General features: G+C 44.8%; 23 protein-coding genes and 1 riboswitch. Of the genes, 19 read left to right on the top strand and 4 right to left on the bottom strand.

Going from position 1 to position 22,719, the window contains the following annotated elements; genetic code table 11:
• Positions 1-33: 33 nt before the first annotated feature.
• Entirely contained in the window at positions 34-591 is a 558-nt protein-coding gene (purN, locus tag AC4JOV_RS12080; RefSeq protein ID WP_229937329.1) for a phosphoribosylglycinamide formyltransferase, read from the top strand.
• A gap of 26 nt (positions 592-617) precedes the next feature.
• On the top strand, positions 618-1,523 hold the full coding sequence (locus AC4JOV_RS12075) for a TraB/GumN family protein (RefSeq protein WP_229937330.1): 906 nt from the start codon (positions 618-620) through the stop codon (positions 1,521-1,523).
• A 360-nt stretch (positions 1,524-1,883) separates the two neighbouring features.
• Here AC4JOV_RS12075 and AC4JOV_RS12070 read toward each other — a convergent pair whose 3' ends face one another.
• Entirely contained in the window at positions 1,884-2,393 is a 510-nt protein-coding gene (locus AC4JOV_RS12070) for a 2'-5' RNA ligase family protein (protein ID WP_229937331.1), read from the bottom strand.
• Positions 2,394-2,505: 112 nt separating this feature from the next.
• Between AC4JOV_RS12070 and AC4JOV_RS12065 the strand changes: the two genes are divergently transcribed.
• The 3 genes from AC4JOV_RS12065 to AC4JOV_RS12055 all read left to right on the top strand — a co-directional run bounded on the left by AC4JOV_RS12065 (position 2,506) and on the right by AC4JOV_RS12055 (position 5,933).
• Complete coding sequence (locus tag AC4JOV_RS12065; protein ID WP_318532952.1) at positions 2,506-3,822, top strand: DUF2130 domain-containing protein; 1,317 nt, start codon at positions 2,506-2,508, stop codon at positions 3,820-3,822.
• A gap of 212 nt (positions 3,823-4,034) precedes the next feature.
• Positions 4,035-4,109: riboswitch (cyclic di-GMP riboswitch) on the bottom strand.
• A 165-nt stretch (positions 4,110-4,274) separates the two neighbouring features.
• The gene (locus tag AC4JOV_RS12060) at positions 4,275-4,598 is read left to right on the top strand and encodes a hypothetical protein (RefSeq protein ID WP_229937333.1); all 324 of its coding nucleotides are present in this window, start codon (positions 4,275-4,277) and stop codon (positions 4,596-4,598) included.
• A 9-nt stretch (positions 4,599-4,607) separates the two neighbouring features.
• Positions 4,608-5,933, top strand: coding sequence for an MATE family efflux transporter (locus AC4JOV_RS12055; protein WP_229937334.1), 1,326 nt, complete (start codon positions 4,608-4,610; stop codon positions 5,931-5,933).
• Here the strand turns inward: AC4JOV_RS12055 and AC4JOV_RS12050 are convergent.
• Positions 5,930-6,628, bottom strand: coding sequence for an SDR family NAD(P)-dependent oxidoreductase (locus AC4JOV_RS12050; RefSeq protein ID WP_229937335.1), 699 nt, complete (start codon positions 6,626-6,628; stop codon positions 5,930-5,932). The two genes, AC4JOV_RS12055 and AC4JOV_RS12050, sit on opposite strands and share 4 nt — an antisense overlap.
• A gap of 87 nt (positions 6,629-6,715) precedes the next feature.
• On the opposite strand from AC4JOV_RS12050, the gene AC4JOV_RS12045 reads away from it, so the two are divergent.
• Together AC4JOV_RS12045 and AC4JOV_RS12040 are read left to right on the top strand one after the other, a co-directional pair.
• Entirely contained in the window at positions 6,716-6,955 is a 240-nt protein-coding gene (locus AC4JOV_RS12045; protein ID WP_229937336.1) for a hypothetical protein, read from the top strand.
• A gap of 3 nt (positions 6,956-6,958) precedes the next feature.
• On the top strand, positions 6,959-7,477 hold the full coding sequence (locus tag AC4JOV_RS12040) for a shikimate kinase (protein ID WP_229937337.1): 519 nt from the start codon (positions 6,959-6,961) through the stop codon (positions 7,475-7,477).
• Between the two features lie 72 nt (positions 7,478-7,549).
• Here AC4JOV_RS12040 and AC4JOV_RS12035 read toward each other — a convergent pair whose 3' ends face one another.
• A complete protein-coding gene (locus AC4JOV_RS12035) occupies positions 7,550-7,774 on the bottom strand; it encodes a hypothetical protein (protein WP_229937338.1) in 225 nt (74 codons plus the stop codon).
• Between the two features lie 58 nt (positions 7,775-7,832).
• Here AC4JOV_RS12035 and AC4JOV_RS12030 point away from each other — a divergent pair, with 58 nt between their 5' ends.
• From AC4JOV_RS12030 to AC4JOV_RS12020, 3 genes are all read left to right on the top strand, one after another.
• Positions 7,833-8,687, top strand: coding sequence for a polyprenyl synthetase family protein (locus tag AC4JOV_RS12030; protein WP_229937339.1), 855 nt, complete (start codon positions 7,833-7,835; stop codon positions 8,685-8,687).
• Between the two features lie 4 nt (positions 8,688-8,691).
• Positions 8,692-10,674: a transketolase gene (tkt, locus tag AC4JOV_RS12025; protein ID WP_229937340.1), complete on the top strand. Its 1,983-nt coding sequence runs from the start codon at positions 8,692-8,694 to the stop codon at positions 10,672-10,674.
• Between the two features lie 353 nt (positions 10,675-11,027).
• Positions 11,028-11,516: a DUF4405 domain-containing protein gene (locus AC4JOV_RS12020; protein ID WP_229937341.1), complete on the top strand. Its 489-nt coding sequence runs from the start codon at positions 11,028-11,030 to the stop codon at positions 11,514-11,516.
• A gap of 744 nt (positions 11,517-12,260) precedes the next feature.
• Here AC4JOV_RS12020 and AC4JOV_RS12015 read toward each other — a convergent pair.
• A complete protein-coding gene (locus tag AC4JOV_RS12015; RefSeq protein ID WP_229937342.1) occupies positions 12,261-13,592 on the bottom strand; it encodes an MFS transporter in 1,332 nt (443 codons plus the stop codon).
• A gap of 117 nt (positions 13,593-13,709) precedes the next feature.
• Here AC4JOV_RS12015 and rdgB point away from each other — a divergent pair, with 117 nt between their 5' ends.
• The 9 genes from rdgB to AC4JOV_RS11970 all read left to right on the top strand — a co-directional run bounded on the left by rdgB (position 13,710) and on the right by AC4JOV_RS11970 (position 22,654).
• Positions 13,710-14,315 carry an RdgB/HAM1 family non-canonical purine NTP pyrophosphatase gene (gene rdgB, locus AC4JOV_RS12010; RefSeq protein ID WP_229937343.1) on the top strand — a complete coding sequence of 202 codons (606 nt, stop codon included), beginning with the start codon at positions 13,710-13,712 and terminating at the stop codon, positions 14,313-14,315.
• A 30-nt stretch (positions 14,316-14,345) separates the two neighbouring features.
• Positions 14,346-16,184, top strand: a complete 1,839-nt coding sequence (ciaB, locus tag AC4JOV_RS12005) for an invasion protein CiaB (RefSeq protein ID WP_229937344.1) — start codon at positions 14,346-14,348, stop codon at positions 16,182-16,184.
• Positions 16,185-16,261: 77 nt separating this feature from the next.
• Positions 16,262-16,795, top strand: coding sequence for a YceI family protein (locus AC4JOV_RS12000; protein WP_229937345.1), 534 nt, complete (start codon positions 16,262-16,264; stop codon positions 16,793-16,795).
• A 182-nt stretch (positions 16,796-16,977) separates the two neighbouring features.
• A complete protein-coding gene (locus AC4JOV_RS11995) occupies positions 16,978-17,487 on the top strand; it encodes a Spy/CpxP family protein refolding chaperone (RefSeq protein WP_229937346.1) in 510 nt (169 codons plus the stop codon).
• 15 nt (positions 17,488-17,502) lie between these two features.
• The gene (locus AC4JOV_RS11990) at positions 17,503-18,177 is read left to right on the top strand and encodes a response regulator transcription factor (RefSeq protein ID WP_229937347.1); all 675 of its coding nucleotides are present in this window, start codon (positions 17,503-17,505) and stop codon (positions 18,175-18,177) included.
• On the top strand, positions 18,178-19,377 hold the full coding sequence (locus AC4JOV_RS11985; protein ID WP_229937348.1) for an ArsS family sensor histidine kinase: 1,200 nt from the start codon (positions 18,178-18,180) through the stop codon (positions 19,375-19,377).
• Positions 19,378-19,442: 65 nt separating this feature from the next.
• Positions 19,443-20,546, top strand: coding sequence for a pyridoxal-phosphate-dependent aminotransferase family protein (locus AC4JOV_RS11980; RefSeq protein WP_229937349.1), 1,104 nt, complete (start codon positions 19,443-19,445; stop codon positions 20,544-20,546).
• A gap of 5 nt (positions 20,547-20,551) precedes the next feature.
• On the top strand, positions 20,552-21,400 hold the full coding sequence (locus AC4JOV_RS11975) for an ATP phosphoribosyltransferase regulatory subunit (protein WP_229937350.1): 849 nt from the start codon (positions 20,552-20,554) through the stop codon (positions 21,398-21,400).
• The gene (locus AC4JOV_RS11970) at positions 21,401-22,654 is read left to right on the top strand and encodes an adenylosuccinate synthase (RefSeq protein WP_229937351.1); all 1,254 of its coding nucleotides are present in this window, start codon (positions 21,401-21,403) and stop codon (positions 22,652-22,654) included. It abuts the gene before it with no gap.
• Positions 22,655-22,719 lie beyond the last annotated feature (65 nt).

Raw genomic sequence — 22,719 nt, 5'->3', positions numbered from 1 at the left:
TCTTTTTAAAATTCAATGCAAGTGAGGCGCTATATGCCGAAGCGTAAAAAAATCGCTGTACTTTTTAGCGGGCAGGGGAGTAACTTTGCCCATATTGTTACTACTTTACATAAACAGGATCTGGAAATTGCCGTAGCGCTGACCAACAATCCTCAAGCCGGGGGTATAGAGATCGCCAGAGACAATGCTATCCCCCTGGAGATCATCGACTCAAAAGTATATGAGAGCAGAGAGGCATTTGACACGGCGGTGGTGGAGAGGCTTGCTCCCTATGATGTAGACCTGACGGTGCTGGCAGGGTTTATGCGTATCCTTACTCCGGTCTTTACAGAGCAGGTCAAAAGTATCAATCTCCATCCCTCACTTCTTCCTAGGCATAAAGGGCTCAAAGCGATAGAACGAAGTTATGAAGATGCGTATCCGACAGGCGGTGTCTCTGTGCACTGGGTGACTTCCGAGCTCGATGGCGGTGAGATCATCCTGCAAAAAGAGGTAGAGAAATCGGGACTTGGTTTTGAGGAGTATTATGCTGAGGTGCGAGCGATAGAGAAGGTGGCTTTGGAAGAGGCGATACGGGAAATTTTGCATTAAAATTATCAGAAAACAGGGGAAGAGAAATGAAACTGAAAAATATTATCTTGGTCACAATGGTCGGATTTTTCCTATCCGCTTGTACGGAACCAAGCCTGGAAAGTTCATCGTATGGACTGAATTCACAACCGGCTTTATGGGTAGCAAGCAGTAAACAGAGCAGAGTCTATCTATTTGGTTCTATACATGTATTGCCGAAAGAAGTGAAGTGGTATGGGCCGAAACTGAGAGAAAGTTTTGAAGCATCGGAAGAGTTGGTTTTCGAGACACTCTCAAGTGAAGAAAACAAAAATAAGTTTATTGCTTATGGGAAAAAGCATGGCCTGTTGCCCGATGGCAAAGTGATCAGCGATTATCTCACCGATAGTGAGTATCAGAGATATACAGAGATTGTCGAGTTGACCAAAATGGATAAGTATTTTGCCAACAGAATGAAGCCTTGGCTCTTTTATCTTAGCCTGAATGCCGTAGCAACAAAAGAGTTGAGACGTTACGGTGTCGATGGCATATTTGAAAAAGCAGCAAGAAAAAGAGGAAAACGTGTTGCGAGTCTGGAGAGTGTCCAAAGTGCTCTTTCCGCACTCTCTTCTACACCGCTATCCAAAGATATCAAAAATCTGAAAAAGATGCTCAATAAACCAAATAGTGAAGAGAAGAGGAAAAAAGAGATACTGAAAAAGGTTGAAATGGTTGTCTCCTGGACAACAGGCGATACAGAGAGAACAGAACGCTTATTGGCACAAGAGACGCCAAGCACTATGTATAACAATGTCATTATAAAGCGTAATAACCAATGGTATTCAAAAATCAAACAATACCTGAAAAAAGAACAGACAACGATGATCATCGTAGGTCAGGCACATCTTCTGGGGCGTGGAAACCTGATTCAGAAATTAAAAAGAGATGGGTATAAGGTGGAGAGGGTTCAGTAAAAATTGAATCTTCAATCAATAATCAATACCTTCTTTCTCTACTTTTTTTAAGAAAGTAAAGATAGTAATGGTTTGTTCTGTTCATTTTCTTTTTTTCTCACAGAGAGTGCAAGCACAAGGTCGATGCAACAAAGATGAAGCCCGTGTAGCAAAGGCAAACTGCTTTGCCTTTGTAGGGCAGGAACCGAAGCGATCGGAACAAAGTGAAGCCGCGTAGGCAACGAACCAAAGTCAGAAAATGCGGTTTGCGTAGCAAAGACTTCTTTAGAAAAAAAAGCACCTACGGTATACATAAAATAAAAACACAAACGGCTGGCGCTAATATATAACACCCAAGTGTTCCCATCTTTTCAATTGATCTTAAATATTAATGGGTTTTTCTATTTCGTAAATGCTTTGGTACTCCAACCCTTTGGAGGTCCGTTTGCTCTCGTAGAGTGCTATCTGCGGGAGGATGATCCCTAACTTCTTCTCCCGATACTCCTTCATCTTCTCTTTATAGGCTCTGTAGTCATGTATCGCTTTGATACGGCAGAGTGTGATGTGCGGTTTGAAACGGTAGAGGTCGAAGCCCGCCTCTTTGAGGTCGCGGGCTTTTTCATAGAGTGTTTTCTGTTCCGCTCTGGCGAAGAAGATCTTGGGAGGCCTGCCAAAGTATCCAAGCTCGGCGATCTCTATTTCACTCTCAAGATTGCTGAGGTGTGACATCATCGCTATGGTGGAGTGCGCTTTCGGCTTCTCCCCCAGAAAGACCCAGGTCATATGCAGGTTCTCTTCTGCCACCCATGTACCTTCGATGATATCTTTGAACTCTTCTTTGATAGCGGCATAATCATCGAGAATGACGGGGGAGGCGATAAAGAGTCTCATGGATATTCTTTTTTGGTTTATTATAGCAGATATGGCAATATGAGATAATTGTATGGATTTCTTATCATAGTATGGCACAATTAGGTAAATAGATACTCTTAGGAGAAAAATGATGAGCAACACAACTATAAAATGCCCCAACTGTGGGACACAGATCGATATCGATGAGATCTTCTACCATCAGATCGAAGAGAAGTTCAAACAGCAGCATCTTATTGAGCAAAAGAAGCTCCGTGAAGAAATAGAGGCGAAGCGTAGAGAGTATAAGACGCATATCGATGCGGTAAAAGCCAGAGAAGAGGCTTTGAGGGAAGAGAAAGAGAAGTTTGACGAGGAGTTGCAGAGGGCTACAAGGGCACAGCTCAAGCAGGAGCGCAACAAACTCTATGATGAGATCAAAAAAGAGCTGACTCTGGAACAGAGCGAATCGGTAGCACTGCTGCAAAAGGAGATCGAGGAGAAGTCCCGTCAGGTACAGGAGCTCAATGCAGCCAAGGTGATGATCGAACAGCTCAAACGTGAGAAAGAGGAGGCTGCTTCCCTGGCCAAACTTGAGGCACAAAAGCTGGTCAGTGAAGAGCTCAAAAAAGAGAAAGAGAGACTTGACAAGCTGGCACTTGATGAGAGAGAACGTATCACAAAGCAGGTGGCTGAAGAGAACGAACTGAAATTGAAGGCCAAAGACGAGCAGATCGAGCAGATGAAGCGTGATATCGAAAATGCCAAACGAAAGGCTGAGCAAGCGAGTATGCAGGTACAGGGAGAGGCCCTGGAGCTGACGATAGAGAACTGGCTCTCTGCACAGTTTCCTTTTGACAGTGTCGAAGAGGTCAAAAAAGGAGCCTTCGGAGCTGACTGTATCCAGACCGTGCATACACGGGAAGTACAGAACTGCGGGGTGATCTGCTATGAGAGTAAGAACACCAAGGCGTGGAGTGACGGATGGATCAGCAAGCTCAAGCAGGATATGCTGAAGGTGAATGCCGATATCGGTGTACTTGTCACCTCTGTCTATCCAAGCGGTATGGAGCGCATGGGCTTTGTGGAGGGTATCTGGATCTGCAGCCTGGAGGAGTTCAAAGGGTCGGTTTCACTGCTGAGAGAAAGTCTGATACGCGTTCATGCAACGGTACAGAAAGAGGAGAACAAAAGCGACAAGATGACACTGCTCTACAACTACCTGACGGGCAACGAGTTCAATATGCAGCTTAAGGCCATTGTGGACGGTTTTATGCAGATGCAATCCGAACTGGACAAGGAGAAACGTTCTCTTATGGCAACCTGGAAACGCCGTCAGAAACTGATAGACGGTGTACTGCAAAATACTACCGAGATGTACGGTGCACTGCAGGGAATCGCCGGGCATGCCGCACTGGGACATATCGATGCATTGGAAATGAATGAGGACGAAAATCTACTGGAAGAGTAAATAAATTTCATAAAATATAGTGATTGATTATAAGGGGGAGGTATTGGATCTTCAAGTAATGTTAGACGTTTATGGTACCTCTAGGAAAAAAGGGAGGGAGGGACTAAAGGATACTTTATAAACGCCTAATCTTACCTATTAAAAACAAAAGATTATAAAATGTGAAAATTGAGTGAAATTGAACTGGAAAGAGTACTATAATAAATATAATATCTGGTAACCCGGCTATCTGCTTGAGACCCGTGGCTTTCCGTCCTTGCTTCACAACAAGTTTGGCACAACAAATAATACTGTATATCTTTAATACACGTATTATAATCTAACTAACTTTAATTAAATCTTAAAAAGTAGATAAAAAATATTTTTTCTTTTTTATATCGTGTTGAATCGCAGATTGGATATAATTCGCGATCATTTTCATGCGGGGGAGAGTGTACAAAAGGAGTAAAACGATGCAGAAGTATGATGATGCGATGACAAAGAGAGGACTCTATCTCTATTTTGTGATCTTTCAGTCAGTGATGTTGTTGATCGTTTATGCTTTTGTCTATACCTCTTTTGTTGCCGTACGTTTGGCAGTAGAAAAATACGATCTTACCTTTATGGCGTATCTCCCTGCAGTGTTAGCCCTGGTGGGATATCCGATCGTACTCTATAAAACAAGAAAACAGTTCCGAAACAATAAGACATTACGTGCAGTGATGTGGGTGATGAGCTGGGCATCGGTTATCATCGTGGGACTCTACTGGCATCTCTCTCATATCACAACACTCTAAAGGGATCCTTTGCTTCGTTATTTTCCTCAACGACACCAAAAGGTCCTCAAACTCTCTATACCGGCTGCGATCAACTCCCTGCTGGATATGCTGCAGATCATTACTGATCTGATCATGGTAGGGAGGTTGTCGGCCTATGCTGTTGCTTCGGTCGGTCTTGGACTGCAATCACTGATGTTCGTCTTTTCGTCCATGACACTCCTGCATGTAGGGACAACGGCACTTCTCTCACGTTTTATCGGGGCAGGGCAGAGAAAGCGTGCCTCTACAGGTCTCTCTACACTGTTTCGGTTCGCACTGGTTCTGAGTATACCGATATCAGGTTTATGGTATCTCCTCGCACCTCAGGTTTATCTCTGGTTCGGTACGGCTCAAGAGGTAGCAATACTGGGAAGTGACTATGTAACGATGCTTACCTGGATGCTGCCGTTTGTGTTTGTGAAGCTGGTGTTTATCTCGGCACTCAACAGCAGCGGAGACACGAAGACTCCTATGCAGATCAAGATCGTCTCTATTGTTTTAAATGTTGTTTTAAACTATCTGCTTATCTTCGGAGCGTTCGGGTTTCCTGAGCTTGGGGTCATGGGTGCAGCACTCGGTACAGTGATCGTCAATCTGCTGGAGTTTATGGTTTATGGTTACCTTTATATCAAACAAAAAACATTTTTTATCCCTGTATGGTTTTACTCAAAGCGTTTGCTACTCAGGGCCCTGAAGGTGGGGATACCCGCTTCTATCGAACGTGCATTGAGTGCGGGAAGTTTTATGCTTTTTACGGCGATCATCGCATACTATGGTACTGAAGCACTTGCCGGATACCAGGTCGGTCTGCGCGTAGAGGGTGTCGCATTTATGCCCGGTATCGGTTTTACGATTGCGGCGATGACGCTGATGGGACAGGGGCTGGGGGCCAAGCGGCCTGATCAGTCGAGAGCGGATGTGATCCTGGTGCTCAAGTATACGGTAGGGTTGATGTTCTTTCTTTCCTTTTTTATGATCTTTATGCCTGAAAAAATTGTGTGGGTATTTACCGATGATGCCCAGACGATCAAAGAGGCAAGTCTCTACCTGCAGATCGTTGGGCTTTCCCAGATACCTCTTGCATTCAATTTTGTATTATCCGGGGCACTCAGGGGTGCAGGGGATACCAAAAGGACCCTGCGCATCAATCTCATCTCTCTATGGTTCGTACGTATTATCCCTGCATATATACTGAGCTGGTATTTTGAAGATATACTCTTTGTCTATCTGGCGATGATCTCAGACACCTTTGTCAAAGCGGTATGGCTATGGAAGACCTTCGATAAAGGGAAATGGCAAAAGATCAGAGTCTAATCTTCCATTGTCCTGACATCGAGGAAACTGCCGCTCTCATACTCAAAAAGTTTCGGGAAGGTTTGGATAAGCAGGTGTGCCGCCTCTTTGGGTGACTGGATCTTTCCCTCTTTCAGCCTTGAGACAGAGGGATATTTCCTCTCATCGATGTTGTGAATGATATGGCGTACCATAGCAGTATCGATCACTCCCGGAGCAAGCGCAGTGAAGTGTATATCAGGAAGCTCTTTGGCATAGACATTCAAGAGCATATTGAGTGATGATTTGGAGAGTGAGTAGGCACCCCATCCCTTGGAACCGTTGACAGAAGCCCCGGAGCTGATACCTACGATCTGCTGCACAAAGGAGTATTGGCTCAGTGCATCGATGATCTCTTTGTTTGCCCAGACATTGATCTCCATCACCTCTTTGATCTGCATTAAGTTCGTTTGGTGCAGCGGTTTGATATCGCCCAGGATCCCTGCATTGAGGATCGCGATTTCAAAAGAACGTTCCTTGATGAAGTCCCGAAGCGTCTCTTTAAGCATATAGGTTTCAGAGAGGTCATAAGGAAAGAAGAAAAAATTGGGGTTTCTATCGAGTGTAGAGGGTACTTCTCTCCCTACGGCATAGACTTTGTAGCCTTTCTCAAGATAGGAGACTGCGAGGGCATTCCCCAATCCGGTATTTACACCGGTAATGAATATATTGTTCATCTGAATACCTTTTGTTTGATAGCTGTGTTATAATTATAGCAGAAGAAAGAGATCATCCTTGATTGATCTTGAGAAGAAGGAAGGTAAATGAGCAGAGAGAAAAAAACGATAGAAGAGCGTATAGAACGTATCCACAAAATGGCAAAAGATCATTTCGGTGAGGTACGTTTTGTCGGGATCAAGTTGCATACGAAGATCGGCTGGGTTGCAAAGATACAGTTTGATGAGTTTGATTCACTGATCGCTGAGGGTGAGAATGCCGAAACGGCACTGAAAAACCTGAGAAAACGTCTTAGAAAGATCATCGATCGTTACAATATGGTGTAGAACTTGAAAGAGAATATTATTTTAATCGGATTTATGGGTGTCGGCAAAGGGACAACGGCACGTGCTTTTGCTAAAAAGTACGGGGTATTTAACATTGATACGGATGACCTGATCGAGTCCAAAGAGAACAAAGAGGTCAAAAAGATCTTCGCAAAGAAAGGTGAAGCCTACTTCAGGTCACTTGAGCAGCAGACAGCTGACTGGATCATCGATTCGGTTCAAGGTACGTTGATCAGTTGTGGGGGTGGGTTTTATAAGGTGAAAAACCTCCATAAGATGGGGACGGTAGTGTTGCTGGATGCCTCGTTTGAGTGGATACTCAACCGCCTTAAGACGGCTAAAAACGCTGAAGCAAAACTAGCTAAAAGACCACTCTTTGCCAAAGAGAAAGAGGCAAAAAAACTCTATGATGAAAGAGAAAAAGCCTATAAAAAAGTGGCGGATGTCGTTGTCAATGTAGAGGGGAAATCTTTAGAAGAGATAGTCAAAGAGATCTCCAAAAAATGTAAAGTAAAAGAGTAGGCAACAGGACTGAAAGGCATTTTTAATGCCTTTTTTGACAACATAAACCTGCTACCTGCTACCTGCTACCTGCTACTTACTATTTGCTGACTGTTCCCAATACTCCAACCCCTTGAATATCGCTGTAAGTACCCCGAAGGTCAGCATCGTACCTGCCATACAGTAGGGGGCTTGTTCCCTGAAAGGTGCGGAGCTTTGCATCACGCTGTAGAGGATAAAAATCCATACAAAAAAAGCGATCACCCCCGATACTCTTTTTGTCCAGACAATGAGTTTTAACTGTGTATGTTTTTCCATGAGGGACATTTTATCCAAATTCGATATAATTGCGCAATATTTTAACGTAAGAGTACCCATGCAACGATTTGAGACATATTTGGCACAGCACCTTCCTGAAGTAGCTACTTTCCACCCTGTGTATGAAGATGCACTGGGTGCAATGCTGCTTGCCGGCGGGAAGCGTTTCCGTCCTATGCTGCTGTTAAGTATCGTTGAGGCATATGAACCGATGCTCTATGAAGGGGCACTCCCTGTTGCGCTTGCCGTAGAGATGTTTCATACCTACTCCCTGATCCATGATGATCTTCCTGCTATGGACAACGCCGATCTCCGACGTGGGCACAAGACCCTTCACAAGCGTTATGATGAGGTGACTGCGATACTTGCAGGAGATGCCCTCAATACCGATGCATTTTTGATGATTGCCAAAGCAGCGTTCCGAGAAGATGTGAAGATCAAGCTTGTAGAACTGCTTGCACGCAACGGTGGAGGTCAGGGTATGGTACTTGGACAAGCGATCGACTGTTACTTTGAAAACCAACCGCTTGATATCGAACAGGTAAAAGTACTGCATATCAACAAGACTGCCAAGCTTATCGCGGCAAGTCTCGTGATGGGGGCAGTGATCGTAGGACTGGATAAAAAAGTACAGGATGCACTCTATGACTTTGGTATCGACCTAGGTCTGCTGTTCCAGATACAGGATGATATCATCGATGAGACACAGAGCCCGGAAGAAGCGGGTAAAACTACCGGAAATGATACGGATAAAAATAGCTTTGTAAATCTTTTGGGACTTGAACAGAGTATCAAAGAGGCCGATGATCTTGCGAAAGATTTGCAAAGACGATTTGAATCGTTTGATGAGAAGCTGCAGACAGCTTTGAACCCCTTGATGGAACAATATCTACATAGACACACAAAGGATTAATATAATGGCTATGACTGAGCAAAATATTATGCGCAAAAAGATGGCAAACACTATCAGATTTTTAGCAGCTGATATGGTACAAAAAGCAAACTCCGGACACCCGGGTGCACCGATGGGGCTTGCTGATATCGCGGTGGTACTCTCTGAACACCTCTCTCACAACCCGAAAAATCCAAACTGGCTGAACCGTGACAGACTGGTATTTTCAGGCGGTCATGCTTCTCCGCTGATCTATTCGCTGCTTCACCTTTGGGGATATGATGTGAGCATGGATGACCTGAAAAACTTCCGTCAGCTTGACTCTAAGACTCCGGGTCACCCTGAGCACGGTCATACAGCGGGTGTAGAGATCACTACAGGACCCCTGGGACAAGGTGTAGCCAACGCAGTCGGTTTTGCCATGGCGAGAACCTATACGGCAAACCAGGTAAACTCTGAGACATGTGAGCTGATCGACCATAAAGTCTACTGTCTATGCGGGGATGGGGACCTACAAGAGGGGATCAGTTATGAGGCATGTGCACTTGCGGGGCACCTTGGGCTGAAAGACCTGGTTTTGATCTATGACAGCAACCACATCACGATCGAAGGTGACACGAGTATCGCATGGAGTGAAGACGTAGAGAAGCGTTTTGAAGCGCAGAACTGGAATGTCATCAAGGTCAACGGTCACTGCTATGATGAGATCGATAAAGCACTGACAGAAGTGAAAAATGCCGATAAACCGACGATCATCATCGCCAATACGATCATCGGTAGATGTGCAGGTGACCTGGAAGGTTCACACCATACGCATGGTGCACCGCTTGGTGAAGAGATCATCTGCGGATCAAAAGAGACGCAAGGGTTCGACAGCGACAAGACGTTCTTTATCCCTGAAGATGTATTGCTTAGATTCAGATGTGCGGTTGAAGAGGGTGAACTGGCTGAAAAAGAGTGGATCCATAGACAAAAAGAGGCACCGCTAGTGGAGCAGAATGAGGCATTGGAGCGTATGCTCAACCCTGACTTCTCAAGTATCGAGTTCCCGGACTTCAGTAACGAAGCAGCGATGGCAACGAGAGACAGTAACGGTAAGATCCTCAATGCGATCGCAAAAGCGGTACCGAGTTTCCTCGGTGGTTCGGCAGACCTTGCACCATCCAACAAGACTGAGCTTAAAGATATGGGGAACTTCCCGAAAGGTAAAAACCTTCACTTTGGTATCCGTGAGCACTCTATGGCAGCGATCACAAACGGTATTGCACTTTACGGTACAACGATCCCGTTCAATGCAACCTTCTTTGTCTTCTCTGACTACCTCAAGCCTGCAGCACGTATCGCGGCATTGACAAAGATCCAGAACTTCTTTGTCTGGACACACGACAGTATCGGTGTGGGTGAAGATGGACCGACACATGAGCCTATCGAGCACTTAAGCCAGTTCAGAGCACTGCCGAACTTCTATGTATGGAGACCGGCAGATGCGACTGAGAACGCAGAAGCATGGAAGACTGCACTTGGGATGAAAGCACCGCACGGTTTCGTACTGAGCCGTCAGAAGCTTAAAACATTGAAGCCGGAGAGAGATTTCGGTGAGGTGAGTAACGGTGCCTACATCGTGAAGAAAAGAGAAGATGCGAACGTTACATTGATGGCATCCGGTTCCGAGCTTATGCCGTGTCTTCAGGCTGCATGTTCCCTGGAAGCACTCGGTATCAGAGCAAACGTAGTTTCTGTACCGTGTTTTGATCTCTTCAATGAGCAGGACGAGGCATACAAAGCACAAGTGATCGATCCAAACACTAAAGTACTTGCAGTAGAAGCTGCGACAGCGACTGAGTACTACAGATATGCAGATGATGTACTCGGTATGGAGACATTCGGGGCATCTGCACCGGCTGATCTACTCTTTGAGAAGTTCGGATTTACAGAAGAGAACATCATGAGACGTGCATGTAAGCTCATGGGTGTAGAGTACAAAGAAGTCACTCAGGAAGAGTGTTAACTTTAACTCTTTGTTTTTCTTCGTCATTCCCGACTCCGATCGGGAATCCATTCCCTCTTGTTACACCTTTAAAAGGTGTAACACCTCCCTCACTTTAACCCACAAACTAATCTACTATTCACTGATTTAAAATCTGTACAGTATCAATATATATTCTGATAGAGAATATGTTATAAGATTGCCATGGCTATTTTGATCAGGGCAAAGCCGGAAGTTTATTTGATGCAATATAGCGCTGATAGTGAGTCGTATTTACATCCATTAACAATACGTTCATACTCTAGTTACAAACTTTTTCTACACTATAACATAGATGTAGGCAATTGAACAGAGTAATTTCAAAGGAGAATTTTATGACAAGAAATACAAAAAGAGAGATGGCAACATCATTTACCGCAACACTGTTTCTGATAATGGGGATTACCGGTGTGATGATGTATTTTCATATTTTGGATACATTTACAAAAAATATGCATGAGATACTTGGGTTGGTATTTGTTGCGGTAGTGCTGTTCCACGTATTCTATAACTGGAACAGTATGAAACGTTATTTCAGTAAAAAGGTATTTGTATCGGCTGTGATGATTACTTTGGTCACTGCGATGGGGTTTATCGCTACGGCTTCATCTCAAGGAGAAAACCCGAAAAAGATCATGATTGAAGCGGTTTTATCCTCTCCCATTGAAGATGCAGTTGCTATTCTCGGTTCAGATATGGTAACAGCTGAACTTAAATTGAAGCAATCCAACCTGTCGTTTAGCCATGAAACTTCACTGATGGAGCTAGCCAAAAAGAACGGAACTTCTCCTTTTAAGATCGTAAGTATCATTACAAAGGAATAGAGATACTATATGCAAAATTGATATGAAACCCATCGATAGATGGAAATAAAACCTGGTAAATTTATATCTCGTTGAGTCGCAGGTTTGGTACTGCCAAACGCCTCTTGAGATGATGATATATTGTTTGGCAATGACAGAGCTACAGCGGCCGTAGGGTGGATGAAATCCACCATAATGGTGGGATGCTCCCACCCTACGACAAATGCGTTCTTCGTTACACCTTTCCCAAGGTGTAATGCCTGCATCACTCTATTTTCTAAACTCATCTGAAACCTATCATTAGATGCAAGTCAAGCCTCTTCAATTTACATACCATCTAACGATGGACAATGACAAAAAAGTATACTGGACTCAGGTATGCATTACGCCTCAGAGAGACGTAACGAGGGTAAAAAGTAGTATATATTTCCATCTTTGTGTCTGACAACGGGGAGTTTAGAGTTTCCGTTCACCCTGAGCTTGTCGAAGGATATATTTGTTGGAATGGTTCGACAAGCTCACCAAGAACGGATGGGGAAGTGCAAGCTGTAGGGTGGATGAAATCCACCATAATGGTGGGATGCTCCCACCCTACTGTTCGTACTGCATTGAATAGTTTTTATTTGGTTCCCACGTTGCACGTGCTAATCTATACTCCAATACGATATGCTAAAATCTGTTGGATGGCTATACTGTCATATACATTCCCACGAAAATCGTGGGAACGAAAGAAAAACTTGAGATCACAATTTGGGAGCAAGAGGATTAACTCAGTAATCCTCTCACTTCATCCTCATCGATTAGGTCCTTCTCGTACTTCACTACCGCAATGTTCTCCGTCTCGTTGATATAGCTCTCCACGATCGCTTCGTGCTCTGTCAGGGCAGCGACCTTTTCTCTATCGAAGATGTCCAGCGGGAGGTAGACGTTTCCACGGTTATTCGGGTTTGGCATCGTCATGACCCAGACAAACCACATTGCACTGAGGATCGCAACCATCAGTGCCAGTGCCCCCCTGTCGTAGTGGTCCATCACATATCCCGCGAGAAGACCGCCAAGGAAGATACCGATATAGGAAAAAGTGTTTGCCACACCGAGCGCTGCACCTTTCTGGTGGACTTTGGCAAACTTGCTCACAAAACTTTGCAGCAGCGGTTCGAACATATTGAACCCGATAAAGAAGAGCACCACGCCGACGATAAAGAGCCATGGCGAGGTTGCATATCCCATCGCGATAAAGCCGAGGAAGATCACGGCTACCGAGACCATAAAGACCTGACGGCCTTTCCCGTACTTCTCTCCGAAGACTGCAGCAGGACCCATCGAGAGCAGTCCGAAGATCATCGCGGGGAGATAGACCTTCCAGAGTTCGGCTTTCTCCCATCCGAATCCACCATCCGCAAGACTTTGTGTCATCACGAGTGGGATGATAAAGAAGGCCATTGTCATGATCGAAGAGTGGAAGAGGAAAGTGATATACATACGGGTCAGGGACTTGTCCTTGAAGACATCTATCATTTTGGACTCCTCCTCTGCATAAGAGTGAACGATCTTTGGAGGCTGGGGGACGGCAGTAAAGAGGATACCGATCGCCATGAGAGAGAGTATCGCAGTGAGCCAGAAGAGCTTGTCGATCCCCCAGTTACCTCCAACGATCGGTGCGATGATCATCGCCGCGGCAAAACTCATTGCGATGGTTCCACCCATGATCGCCATCGCATGCGCTCTCTGCTCCTCTTTTACCAGGTCAGCGATCATCGCTGATACCACCGATCCGATCGCCCCTGCACCCTGCAGGAAACGTCCGAGCATCAAAGTATAGATATCATCACTGAGTGCACAGATCACTGATCCGATAATAAAGATGATCAGTCCGAACAGCAGGGTTTTTTTCCTTCCCAGTTTGTCGCTCATCAGTCCAAAAGGTACCTGGAAAAGCGCCTGGGTAAGTGCATATCCACCTACAACCACACCGGCTAGAAATGCCGTGGCACCCTCCATCTCGAGAGCATAGACAGAAAGTACCGGAAGAACGATAAAGAGTCCAAAAAAGCGCAGGGCAACGATAGAGCTGAGCGGGAATATCTGTTTAAACATACAATAACCTCGGAAATCCTCTAAATAAGGATAATTTTACTCTTATTATATAATGATATAGTTAAGAAAAGATGATAAAATTTTAATAGATATTGCCTGATGAGGAGTAACTTTTTAATGAAGCTGGTATTGGCGACGGGAAACAAAGGAAAATTGCGAGAGTTCAAGCAGATGTGTGAGGCAGAGATCACACCGTTTTCTGATCTTTTGGGAGCGTTTGAGATCGAAGAGACGGGAAAGACTTTTGCAGAGAATGCACTGATCAAAGCCCGTACGATCTATGAAAAACTGGGAGAAGACTACCTGGTAATCTCTGATGACAGCGGTATCTCGTTACCTGTACTGGACGGTGCGCCGGGTATCTATTCGGCACGCTATGCACAGGAAGATATCAAAGAGAGAGCAGTAACGGATAAGGATAATCTCTATAAACTTATCGATGCGGTCAAAGCAAAAGGCTTGAAGCGTACTCCTGCATACTATACGGCTGCGATCGCTATCGTCAGCAAATATGGTGAGTATGTAGTGCATGGATGGATGCATGGTGAGGTGATCGATGAAGCAAGAGGAGAGAAAGGATTCGGTTATGATCCGATGTTCATCCCGGCCGGTTTTGATAAGACGCTGGGTGAATTGGATGATGAGACGAAAAAGAAGATCTCCCACCGCGGGCAGGCCATGGAGCTTGCAAAGCCGATCATCAAAATGTTGAAAGATAAATAATCTATGTTAAAAAAATCAGAGGAGGGGAAGATGGAAAATAAAAAATTTGAAGAAGACCTGCAGTTAATCTATGATGAGCTGCAGAAGAGACAAGACGAACTGAATGGGTATTACAGACTTTTGGAGGGTGGTCATACCGAAGCTGGAAAGGTTGTAGATGCCTTTCTCTCCGATCTGGAGCTGCAAGATACAAAAGAGAATATCATGGCGGCATTGACACGTATCGTAAGTCTGCGTGAAGATGCACTGGAACAGGTCTTGCAAAAAAGCGGCTTGACGCAGACAGAGATCCTGGATAAGAAAGAGCAGGCCTATATGTTCGTAAGCAACTTCCATCTTGAGCGCCACCAGGGCCTGATCACCTGGATCAATGATAAAAAGCTCCTCACTCCGTTCTATCGTACGATCATCTCCGGGGTTGATGCGGTGGGAGCAGCGATAAGCGGATGGCAAAGTGCATGGACTGCACATATCATCAACGGGGTCAACCGGGATCTTTTTGAGCTCTTCAACGGTGATGAGGAGCAGATCTTTGAAAAGTTGCAGAGTGATAACCTGCTTGATCTGGATAGTACGGGTGAAGTGGGAGACCGCTGCTATTCGGTACTGCATCAGCAAAAAGACGGCAGTTATAAACGTGTGGCCTATGCCGAAGCATTTAAAGAAGAGGTGGAGCAGATCCGTGATGCACTGAAACTCTTTATCGATGAGCTGAGCACTCTGGAAGATGAGGTCTATGATCAGAAAGAGGCATGGCTGGAGTATCTGGGTACGATCTATGATGCATTCGGGCATACCAACCCTGACGAACTTATTACCTATTGGGCCAATGTGGACAGGGCCTGGATGAAAGTCACCACTCCGATACAGATAGGACACCCTCTTGAGTACTATGAAGATCACTACCGAAAAGCAGTTGCGCTTGAGTGGGATCTTCGTATCGTCAACCCTAGGTTGCAGACAAGTTCACATACCAGGGAAAATATCAGTGCCTTCTCAAAAGAGATGGCAGGAAAGATAGGTGGAGAAGATGCAGACAGGATCATCGATAAAAATATCACTCAGGTAGAAGAGACACAGCTCTATATCGGGCAGCCGGTACTCTACTACGGAGCGGAGTTTAACGGACTCTTCTCTGCACAGGTGGTACCGAATGATGAACAGGTCTCTGCAGAGCTTGGCAAAAAGATCTTCGCCTATGCAGATTTTGTCATGGAGTCCAAAAAGAGCAAACCGGTGATGAAGCTTGGTGTAGAGACTTTCGGTGAGGCGTTTGTGAAGTCACAGCGTGCACTGATCTCTGAAAATCCTGAACTGTGGCACGAGATCTATGATATCTCAACGATAGGACATGAGTTTGGCCATATCCTCTGGATCGACAGCGATACCGAAATGAAGATGAACGGTACAGGACAGTTTAAAAACATCGAAGAGTTCAAAGCGACTACAGGCGGGCTCATGGCCTTTTTCCATAATGAGAAAGAGGAGATGAAACAGCATGTCGTAGACGATCTGGTCTCCAGGGCAGTGGGATTGATGGCATGGAGAGAAGTCGGAGAAGTTCTCCCTTACTATTGTGAGGGGTTGATCCACCTTGATATCCTCTTTGGATCGGGAGTGATCACGTATGATGATCAGATCCGGATCGATTATGGCAGATACGATGCGATGAAAGAGGCCTATATTGCCGCGTATGAAAAACTGGCAAAACACTATCTTGACAAAAAGGATGCGTACGGGTACCTTGGTGATTATGCTGAAAAACTCGATGGTGTCTTCCTGCCTGTGGATGAAAAGATCAGAGCCTTTGTCGAGCATTACTATACGAGATACAAAGAGATCGGGCAGGAGACGGTCGTTTTGGATTAGTGTAGGTCGTTAACTCAACCTACTTTGAGATGAAGCACATACAATAGTTACTTTCAAGAAGACAGAAGGGGGTAATGATGAAAAAAAGTTTGATCGCATTTTTGATGATAAGTTTGACACTGTTCGGATATGAAGTCAGCAGTGTCGAAGTAGGGTTTACGGCATTTAAAACAGCGGCAAAATCGGGTGTAAGCGGTAGCTTCGATACGGTAGAAATTGCCGGTAATAGATCGGCAGAGAACATTGAAGAGATGTTGACCGGGTTAAGCGTGAAGATTCAAACCAAGAGCGTCAACAGCGGAAATGCAGAGAGAGATAAAAAACTGCTAAGTGACTTCTTTTATGTTCAGTTCACACACGTGATCGAGGCGAAGATCATTTCTGTCAAACCTGACGCTTTGGAAGTTGAGATCACAATGAACAGCAAGCGCGTAATTGTTCCTATGCTCTATAAGGCAGAAGAGAACAGGGTGATCGCAAAAGGATATATCGATCTGGGTGATTTTGATATGCTCCCCTCACTCAAGGGGATCAATAAAGCGTGTTATGACCTGCATGCAGGTAAAACATGGCAGGATGTCGAAGTCGGATTTTTACTTCAATTTCAATAGCTTATAGTATGTAAGAGCTTCCTCTTGCATACCTTTTGGAGTACTCGTTTACTCTGGCAGCTTTATCCCCCTCTACGTTATTTACACTTGTTCACAAAACATTGACACAAAATTTACATAACTCTTTTATGATTGTAGTATCTCAAGAGATAGAGATAGAATACTTTTATAAAGGATAGAAAATGAAAAAAACTATGATCGCAATGATTGCAACAGTCGGTTTGAGTTCGACACTTATGGCTATGGGGCCGGATATGCAACCATGTCAAGATTCTAAGGGTATGCACGCTTGTCAAGGTTACAAAAATATGAAATCATGCAAATACACTAAAGGTAAACATCATAAGAAGAGAGATGACCTCTACAGAACCTTACGTCAGCTTGATCTTACAGCGGCACAAAAAGAAGAGCTTCGGGCATTCAGAGAGACACAGAGAGCAGAGCGAAAAGCGATGAAAGAGCAAAGAGGCAAGAGGCAGAGAAACGTTGATCTCAGTGACTTTATGTCAGCCGAGAAATTTGATAAAGAGGCATTTAAAGCTGCCATGAAAGAGAGAATGGAGCAGAGAGAGAAGATGAGGGAAAAACGCCGTGAAGCGATGATGGAAAAAAGAGCCGAGAGAATGGAGAAGATCTTTACTATCCTCACTCCAGCGCAAAGAGAAAAGTGGATACAATTATCTAAAAGTTAAGCATGAGGAAGAGAGATGTCTCGTATTTTGATGGTAGAGGATGATGCTCAGATCACTGAGCTTTTGGAAGCGTACCTTGCCAAATATGGTATAGAGGTCTTTTCCGTCTCCTTGCCGAGAGTGGCACTTGAAAAGTTGAAGATCGAACAGTATGATCTGGTACTGCTTGACTTGGGACTTCCGGAGATGGATGGTCTTGAACTGTGCAAACATATCAAAACCGATTATCCCAACCTTCCCGTAATCATCTCTACAGCCCGTGCCGATGTCAGCGATAAGGTCGTGGCTTTTGATGTAGGAGCAGATGACTATATCGCCAAACCCTACGAACCCAGAGAGCTTGTCGCAAGGATCCAGGCAACCATCAAGCGTTATGACAGATTCTCTTTTCATTCCAAAGAGGAAGAGTTCAAGGTTGACAAGGTGAAAATGCAGATTACACAGGAGGGTGAAGTACTTGACCTCACCCTTGCCGAGTATGAGATTTTTTCGCTTCTACTGGAGAAAAAACATCAGGTAGTAAGCCGTGAATTTATCGTCAACAGCATCAATGCCGTTAAATGGCAGAGCAGTGATCGAAGTATCGATGTGATCATCAGCCGAATCCGTCAGAAGATCGGGGATGATATCAAAAATCCCAGATATATCAAGTCTATCCGTGGTATAGGGTATAAGTATATTGGAGCGTAGATGAACCGGCACTCTCTTTTTTTTAAATTGAATATTCTGTTTATCATCGCCCTCTTTGCGACGTTGATCGCAGGCGGCTCTTTTATACTGCATATCGCCAAAAAAGAGAGGAGTGATCTTCTCTTCAAAGGCAGAATCATTATGCATGAGTACAGGATCACCCAGCAGGATCCCCTAAAGCTCTTTGAAGAGTTGCAACTTACCCAAATCACGGGTGAAGAGAAAGAAGAGATCCTCAGGCAAAATTCAGGATTTGAACAGATACATGCACTTCCCAAAAGAGGAAGGCTCATACGATATCAGGGGCATATGTATCTTTCGCTTGAAAATCACCGTATCAATCTTCTTCTCAGAGACGACAGGGCATACTGGGAGCGTTTTTTTGTACCGCTGTTGGTAATGCTGGGTACGATTTTGTTACTGGTCAGTATGTATATTTTGCTTAGGAAAGCCCTTGTGCCGTTGAAAACACTGCAACAAGATATCGAACAGTACGGTGAAGGGGCATTAACGAAGTACACTTTTTCAGATAAAAATGATGAGATCTCCCTGGTCTCCAATGCCTTTTACAGGTCTGTCTCCAAAATCCAGCAACTTTCAAGTTCACGCAAGCTCTTTATCCGTAATCTTTTTCATGAACTCAACACCCCGGTAACCAAAGGAAAGATCCTTACAGAGATCGTTGACGACCCCAAAACCAAATCGATGCTGGATGCGATTTTCTCCAGGCTTGCTTCTTTACTGAAAGAGTTGGCACAGGTTGAACAGATCACCTCGGAGAACTATATCCTATCCAAAAAAGAACTCCGTATTATTGACCTGATCGATGAGGCAAAAGACTTTTTATATCTGGATCAAACGATAGAGACAAATGTCACGGACCAAACAATTTTTGCAGACTTTTCATCGATGAGTATCGTATTTAAAAATCTGATCGATAATGCTTTGAAATATGGGCAAAACCTGGAGATAATCTATGAGGATAACAGCCTCTCTTTTGTGAGTGAAGGAGAGCCTTTGAAGGGTGATTTTAAGGCATATCTGGAAGCTTTTTCAGATAAAAAAAACAGTAACGGATCAGGTTTTGGCTTGGGATTATATATCGTAAAAGAGGTGCTAAACATGCACAGTATGGGCCTTGAATACAGTTACGGTGAGGGTAAAAATAGATTTACCATAAATTTCAAAAACATCCTCTAACCTCATTTTGGCTATAATCGCAAGCAATTATGCCGTGATAAAAGCGGTTATTTAAGAGGATGATTATGCTACTTTTTACTCCTGGACCGACACCGGTACCCGAATCAGTACGTCAAGCGATGGCGACACCGACACTGCACCACAGAACTCCTGAATTTGAAGCGATCTTCAAAGAGGCCAGAGAGCGTTTGATGAAGCTCTATGGCATGGATGAGTGTGTGATGCTGGCAAGTTCCGGTACAGGTGCGATGCAAGCGTGTGTGCTCAACCTATGTGAGAAAAAAGCGTTGACAGTCAATGCTGGAAAATTTGGTGAGCGTTTTGGAAAGATCGTTAAGAGCATGGGGAAAGAACTTGTAGAGCTAAAATACGAGTGGAATACGCCGGCTAGTCTTGACGATGTCAAAGAGGCTTTGGCTGCCAACCCTGATATCGATGCGATGTTCATTCAGGTGAGTGAGAGTGCGGGGGGACTGCGTCACCCGGTTGAAGAGATCGCTGCCTATATCAAGTCGGTAGATGCTTCGATCATGGTTGTGGCTGACGGGATCACTGCGGTAGGTGTCGAGCCTATCGATGTGACCAATATCGATGCATTGGTGACGGGAAGTCAGAAGGCATTGATGCTTCCTCCGGGACTTGCAATGATCGGATTGAGCAATGCAGCAGTAGAGAAGATCGGTGAAGGAAAAGACTACTACTTCAACCTTGCAAGCGAGATCAAGAAACAGCAGCAAAACACGACAGCGTATACTGCGGCAACGACATTGATCATCGGTCTCAATGCGATCTTTGATGAGATCGAAAAAGAGGGCTTTGATGCACTCTACGAAGCGACAGCAAAAAGAGCGAAGGCTACACAGGCGGCGCTTGAGGCGATCGGTTTTGAAATGTATCCGCAGACTCCGGCACTCTCGATGAGTACTGTATTCGACGAGGATGCCGAGCCGATCCGTAAGCTGCTTAAGACCAAATACGGGGTCAATATGGCAGGTGGTCAGGATCACCTCAAAGGGAAGATCTTCCGTATCAACCAGATGGGATTGATCCCGGTGTATGAGTCTGCATGGGTAGTAAACAGTATCGAGTTGGCACTTGATGAATTAGGTAGACGTACGTTTGACGGTACAGCAAGCCGTGTGTTTAATGAAACCTATTACAAGGCGTAGAAGTTATGATATTTGAACATGAGATACCAAGCGGAAGCCGTCTCTATTTCGGAACCAGTGCAAAGATCAAACGTCAGATTGAAGCCACTGCAAGCGAAACATTGGAATCACTTGGATTTGAAGAGATCGTAACACCGCTCTTTTCTTATCATCAACATGATGCATTTGATGAGAAAACACCGTTGGTCAGACTGAATGATGCAAGCAATAATGAAGTGACACTGCGTGCCGATTCTGCAGCAGATGTCGTACGTATCGTTACAAAAAGACTGGGTCGCAGTACCGAGTCTAAAAAATGGTTTTATATCCAGCCGATCGTTACTTTTGCAACCAAAGAGCAGTACCAGATCGGTGCCGAGATCATCAATGGGGATTTTGTGGAAGTTGCGCAGACCACTGCAACGCTTCTTCAGAAACTGGATGAGGCACCGATTATGCAGATCTCAAATATCCGTATTCCTCATCTTCTCAATGAGAAGTACGGTGTGAGTCTTGAAGTACTCAAATCGATGCATATAGAGCAGATCATGAAAGCCGAATTGCCGTGGATCGAACAGCTAGTCAAGATGCATAGGGTAGAGGAGTTGGATGATCTTAGTCTTTTCCCTCATGATATCAAAGAGGAGCTCGAAAAGATAAGAGAGGCTGCTTCCGGCATCGAGTATGCTAAAGTGGTAGTCGCTCCGCTATTTTATGCGAAGATGAGATACTATGATTCATTGACATTTAGAATGTTTGAAGATAATGCGTTGATCGCAACAGGCGGCACATACAGTATAGACGGTGTGGAAGCGGCAGGGTTTGCACTCTATACCGATGAGTGTATCGCAAGTAAAATAAGTAAAGGTATGTAAGTGAGTAGTAAAGCAGATTTGATCGTAGGTCTCCAGTGGGGAGATGAAGGAAAAGGTAAGATTGTTGACCATATGGCACAAACACATGACTATGTGTGTCGTTTTGCAGGGGGGCATAATGCAGGACATACGATCGTACTGGATGGAAAGAAGTATGCGCTTCACCTGATCCCATCAGGCGTACTCAATCCAAATGCAAAAAATATCGTAGGAAACGGTGTAGTTATTTCGCCGAAAGACTTTATCAAAGAGATGAGTCAGTTTGAGAATCTTGAAGGACGTCTTTTCCTCTCTGACAAGGCACATGTACTGCTTCCATACCATGCGCTGATCGACCAGGCAAGAGAGCGTATGAAAGGTGACAAAGCAATCGGTACGACAGGAAAAGGTATCGGACCTGCGTACGGAGATAAGATCGCGCGTGTAGGTCACAGACTGGGCGAACTGCACCACCCTGAAAAACTTGCGGATAAAATCATTGAGTTCTTTGAGATGAATAAGCCGATCTTTGATGCGATGGGCGTAGAGATGCCAAACAGAGATACCTTGCTTGCAGAGTTGAACGAGTATAAAGAGGCACTTGGAAACTATATCGTTGATACGACAAAGATGGTATGGGAGATCCTTGATGAGGATAAAAAAGTCTTACTGGAGGGTGCTCAGGGTACGATGTTGGATATCGACCATGGTACATATCCGTATGTTACATCATCGACAACGGTGAGTGCAGGGGCGTGTTCCGGCCTGGGACTCAACCCTAAAGATATCGGTAAAGTAACAGGTATTGCAAAAGCATACTGTACCAGAGTAGGAAACGGTCCGTTCCCGAGTGAAGATCTTGGAACAGACGGTGATACGCTTAGAGAGAACGGACATGAGTTCGGTACAACTACGGGACGTCCAAGAAGATGCGGATGGTTTGATGCGGTTGCCATGCGTCATGCAGTACGTGTGAACGGTGCAGATCAGGTTGCCTTGATGAAACTGGATGTACTGGATGGTTTTGAAGAGATCAAAGTATGTGTGGCTTACGAGGTCGAAGGTGAAGAGATTGATTATGTACCGTATGATCTCGAAGATGCTAAACCTGTCTACCAAACCTTCCCTGGATGGGAGAAAACCGAGGGGGCAAGAAGTTTTGAGGAACTGCCTGAGACAGCACAGTCTTACATCGCAGCACTTGAAGCAATGATCGGTACAAAGATCGGTATTATCTCAACAAGTCCTGAGAGAGATGACACGATCGTAAGATAGATTTGTACCGGCATGATGGGCCGGCTGCTGAAAGAAACTCAGCGTGGGCACGTAGCTCGGACTTT

The sequence above is a fragment of the Sulfurovum sp. MH2-6 genome (assembly GCF_058374785.1).
The sequence above is the reverse complement of the archived record's forward strand: the minus strand, read 5'-3'. Positions and strand labels throughout refer to the sequence as shown.

Coding starts and splice junctions, on each gene's coding strand:
- AC4JOV_RS12060 (WP_229937333.1), top strand. CDS start 4,275: ATGCAGAAGTATGATGATGCGATGACAAAGAGAGGACTCTATCTCTAT.
- AC4JOV_RS12045 (WP_229937336.1), top strand. CDS start 6,716: ATGAGCAGAGAGAAAAAAACGATAGAAGAGCGTATAGAACGTATCCAC.
- AC4JOV_RS12015 (WP_229937342.1), bottom strand. CDS start 13,592: ATGTTTAAACAGATATTCCCGCTCAGCTCTATCGTTGCCCTGCGCTTT.
- tkt (WP_229937340.1), top strand. CDS start 8,692: ATGGCTATGACTGAGCAAAATATTATGCGCAAAAAGATGGCAAACACT.
- AC4JOV_RS11985 (WP_229937348.1), top strand. CDS start 18,178: ATGAACCGGCACTCTCTTTTTTTTAAATTGAATATTCTGTTTATCATC.
- AC4JOV_RS11980 (WP_229937349.1), top strand. CDS start 19,443: ATGCTACTTTTTACTCCTGGACCGACACCGGTACCCGAATCAGTACGT.
- AC4JOV_RS11995 (WP_229937346.1), top strand. CDS start 16,978: ATGAAAAAAACTATGATCGCAATGATTGCAACAGTCGGTTTGAGTTCG.
- AC4JOV_RS12030 (WP_229937339.1), top strand. CDS start 7,833: ATGCAACGATTTGAGACATATTTGGCACAGCACCTTCCTGAAGTAGCT.
- AC4JOV_RS11990 (WP_229937347.1), top strand. CDS start 17,503: ATGTCTCGTATTTTGATGGTAGAGGATGATGCTCAGATCACTGAGCTT.
- ciaB (WP_229937344.1), top strand. CDS start 14,346: ATGGAAAATAAAAAATTTGAAGAAGACCTGCAGTTAATCTATGATGAG.
- AC4JOV_RS12000 (WP_229937345.1), top strand. CDS start 16,262: ATGAAAAAAAGTTTGATCGCATTTTTGATGATAAGTTTGACACTGTTC.
- AC4JOV_RS12065 (WP_318532952.1), top strand. CDS start 2,506: ATGAGCAACACAACTATAAAATGCCCCAACTGTGGGACACAGATCGAT.
- AC4JOV_RS12035 (WP_229937338.1), bottom strand. CDS start 7,774: ATGGAAAAACATACACAGTTAAAACTCATTGTCTGGACAAAAAGAGTA.
- AC4JOV_RS12070 (WP_229937331.1), bottom strand. CDS start 2,393: ATGAGACTCTTTATCGCCTCCCCCGTCATTCTCGATGATTATGCCGCT.
- purN (WP_229937329.1), top strand. CDS start 34: ATGCCGAAGCGTAAAAAAATCGCTGTACTTTTTAGCGGGCAGGGGAGT.
- AC4JOV_RS12020 (WP_229937341.1), top strand. CDS start 11,028: ATGACAAGAAATACAAAAAGAGAGATGGCAACATCATTTACCGCAACA.
- rdgB (WP_229937343.1), top strand. CDS start 13,710: ATGAAGCTGGTATTGGCGACGGGAAACAAAGGAAAATTGCGAGAGTTC.
- AC4JOV_RS11975 (WP_229937350.1), top strand. CDS start 20,552: ATGATATTTGAACATGAGATACCAAGCGGAAGCCGTCTCTATTTCGGA.
- AC4JOV_RS12075 (WP_229937330.1), top strand. CDS start 618: ATGAAACTGAAAAATATTATCTTGGTCACAATGGTCGGATTTTTCCTA.
- AC4JOV_RS12050 (WP_229937335.1), bottom strand. CDS start 6,628: ATGAACAATATATTCATTACCGGTGTAAATACCGGATTGGGGAATGCC.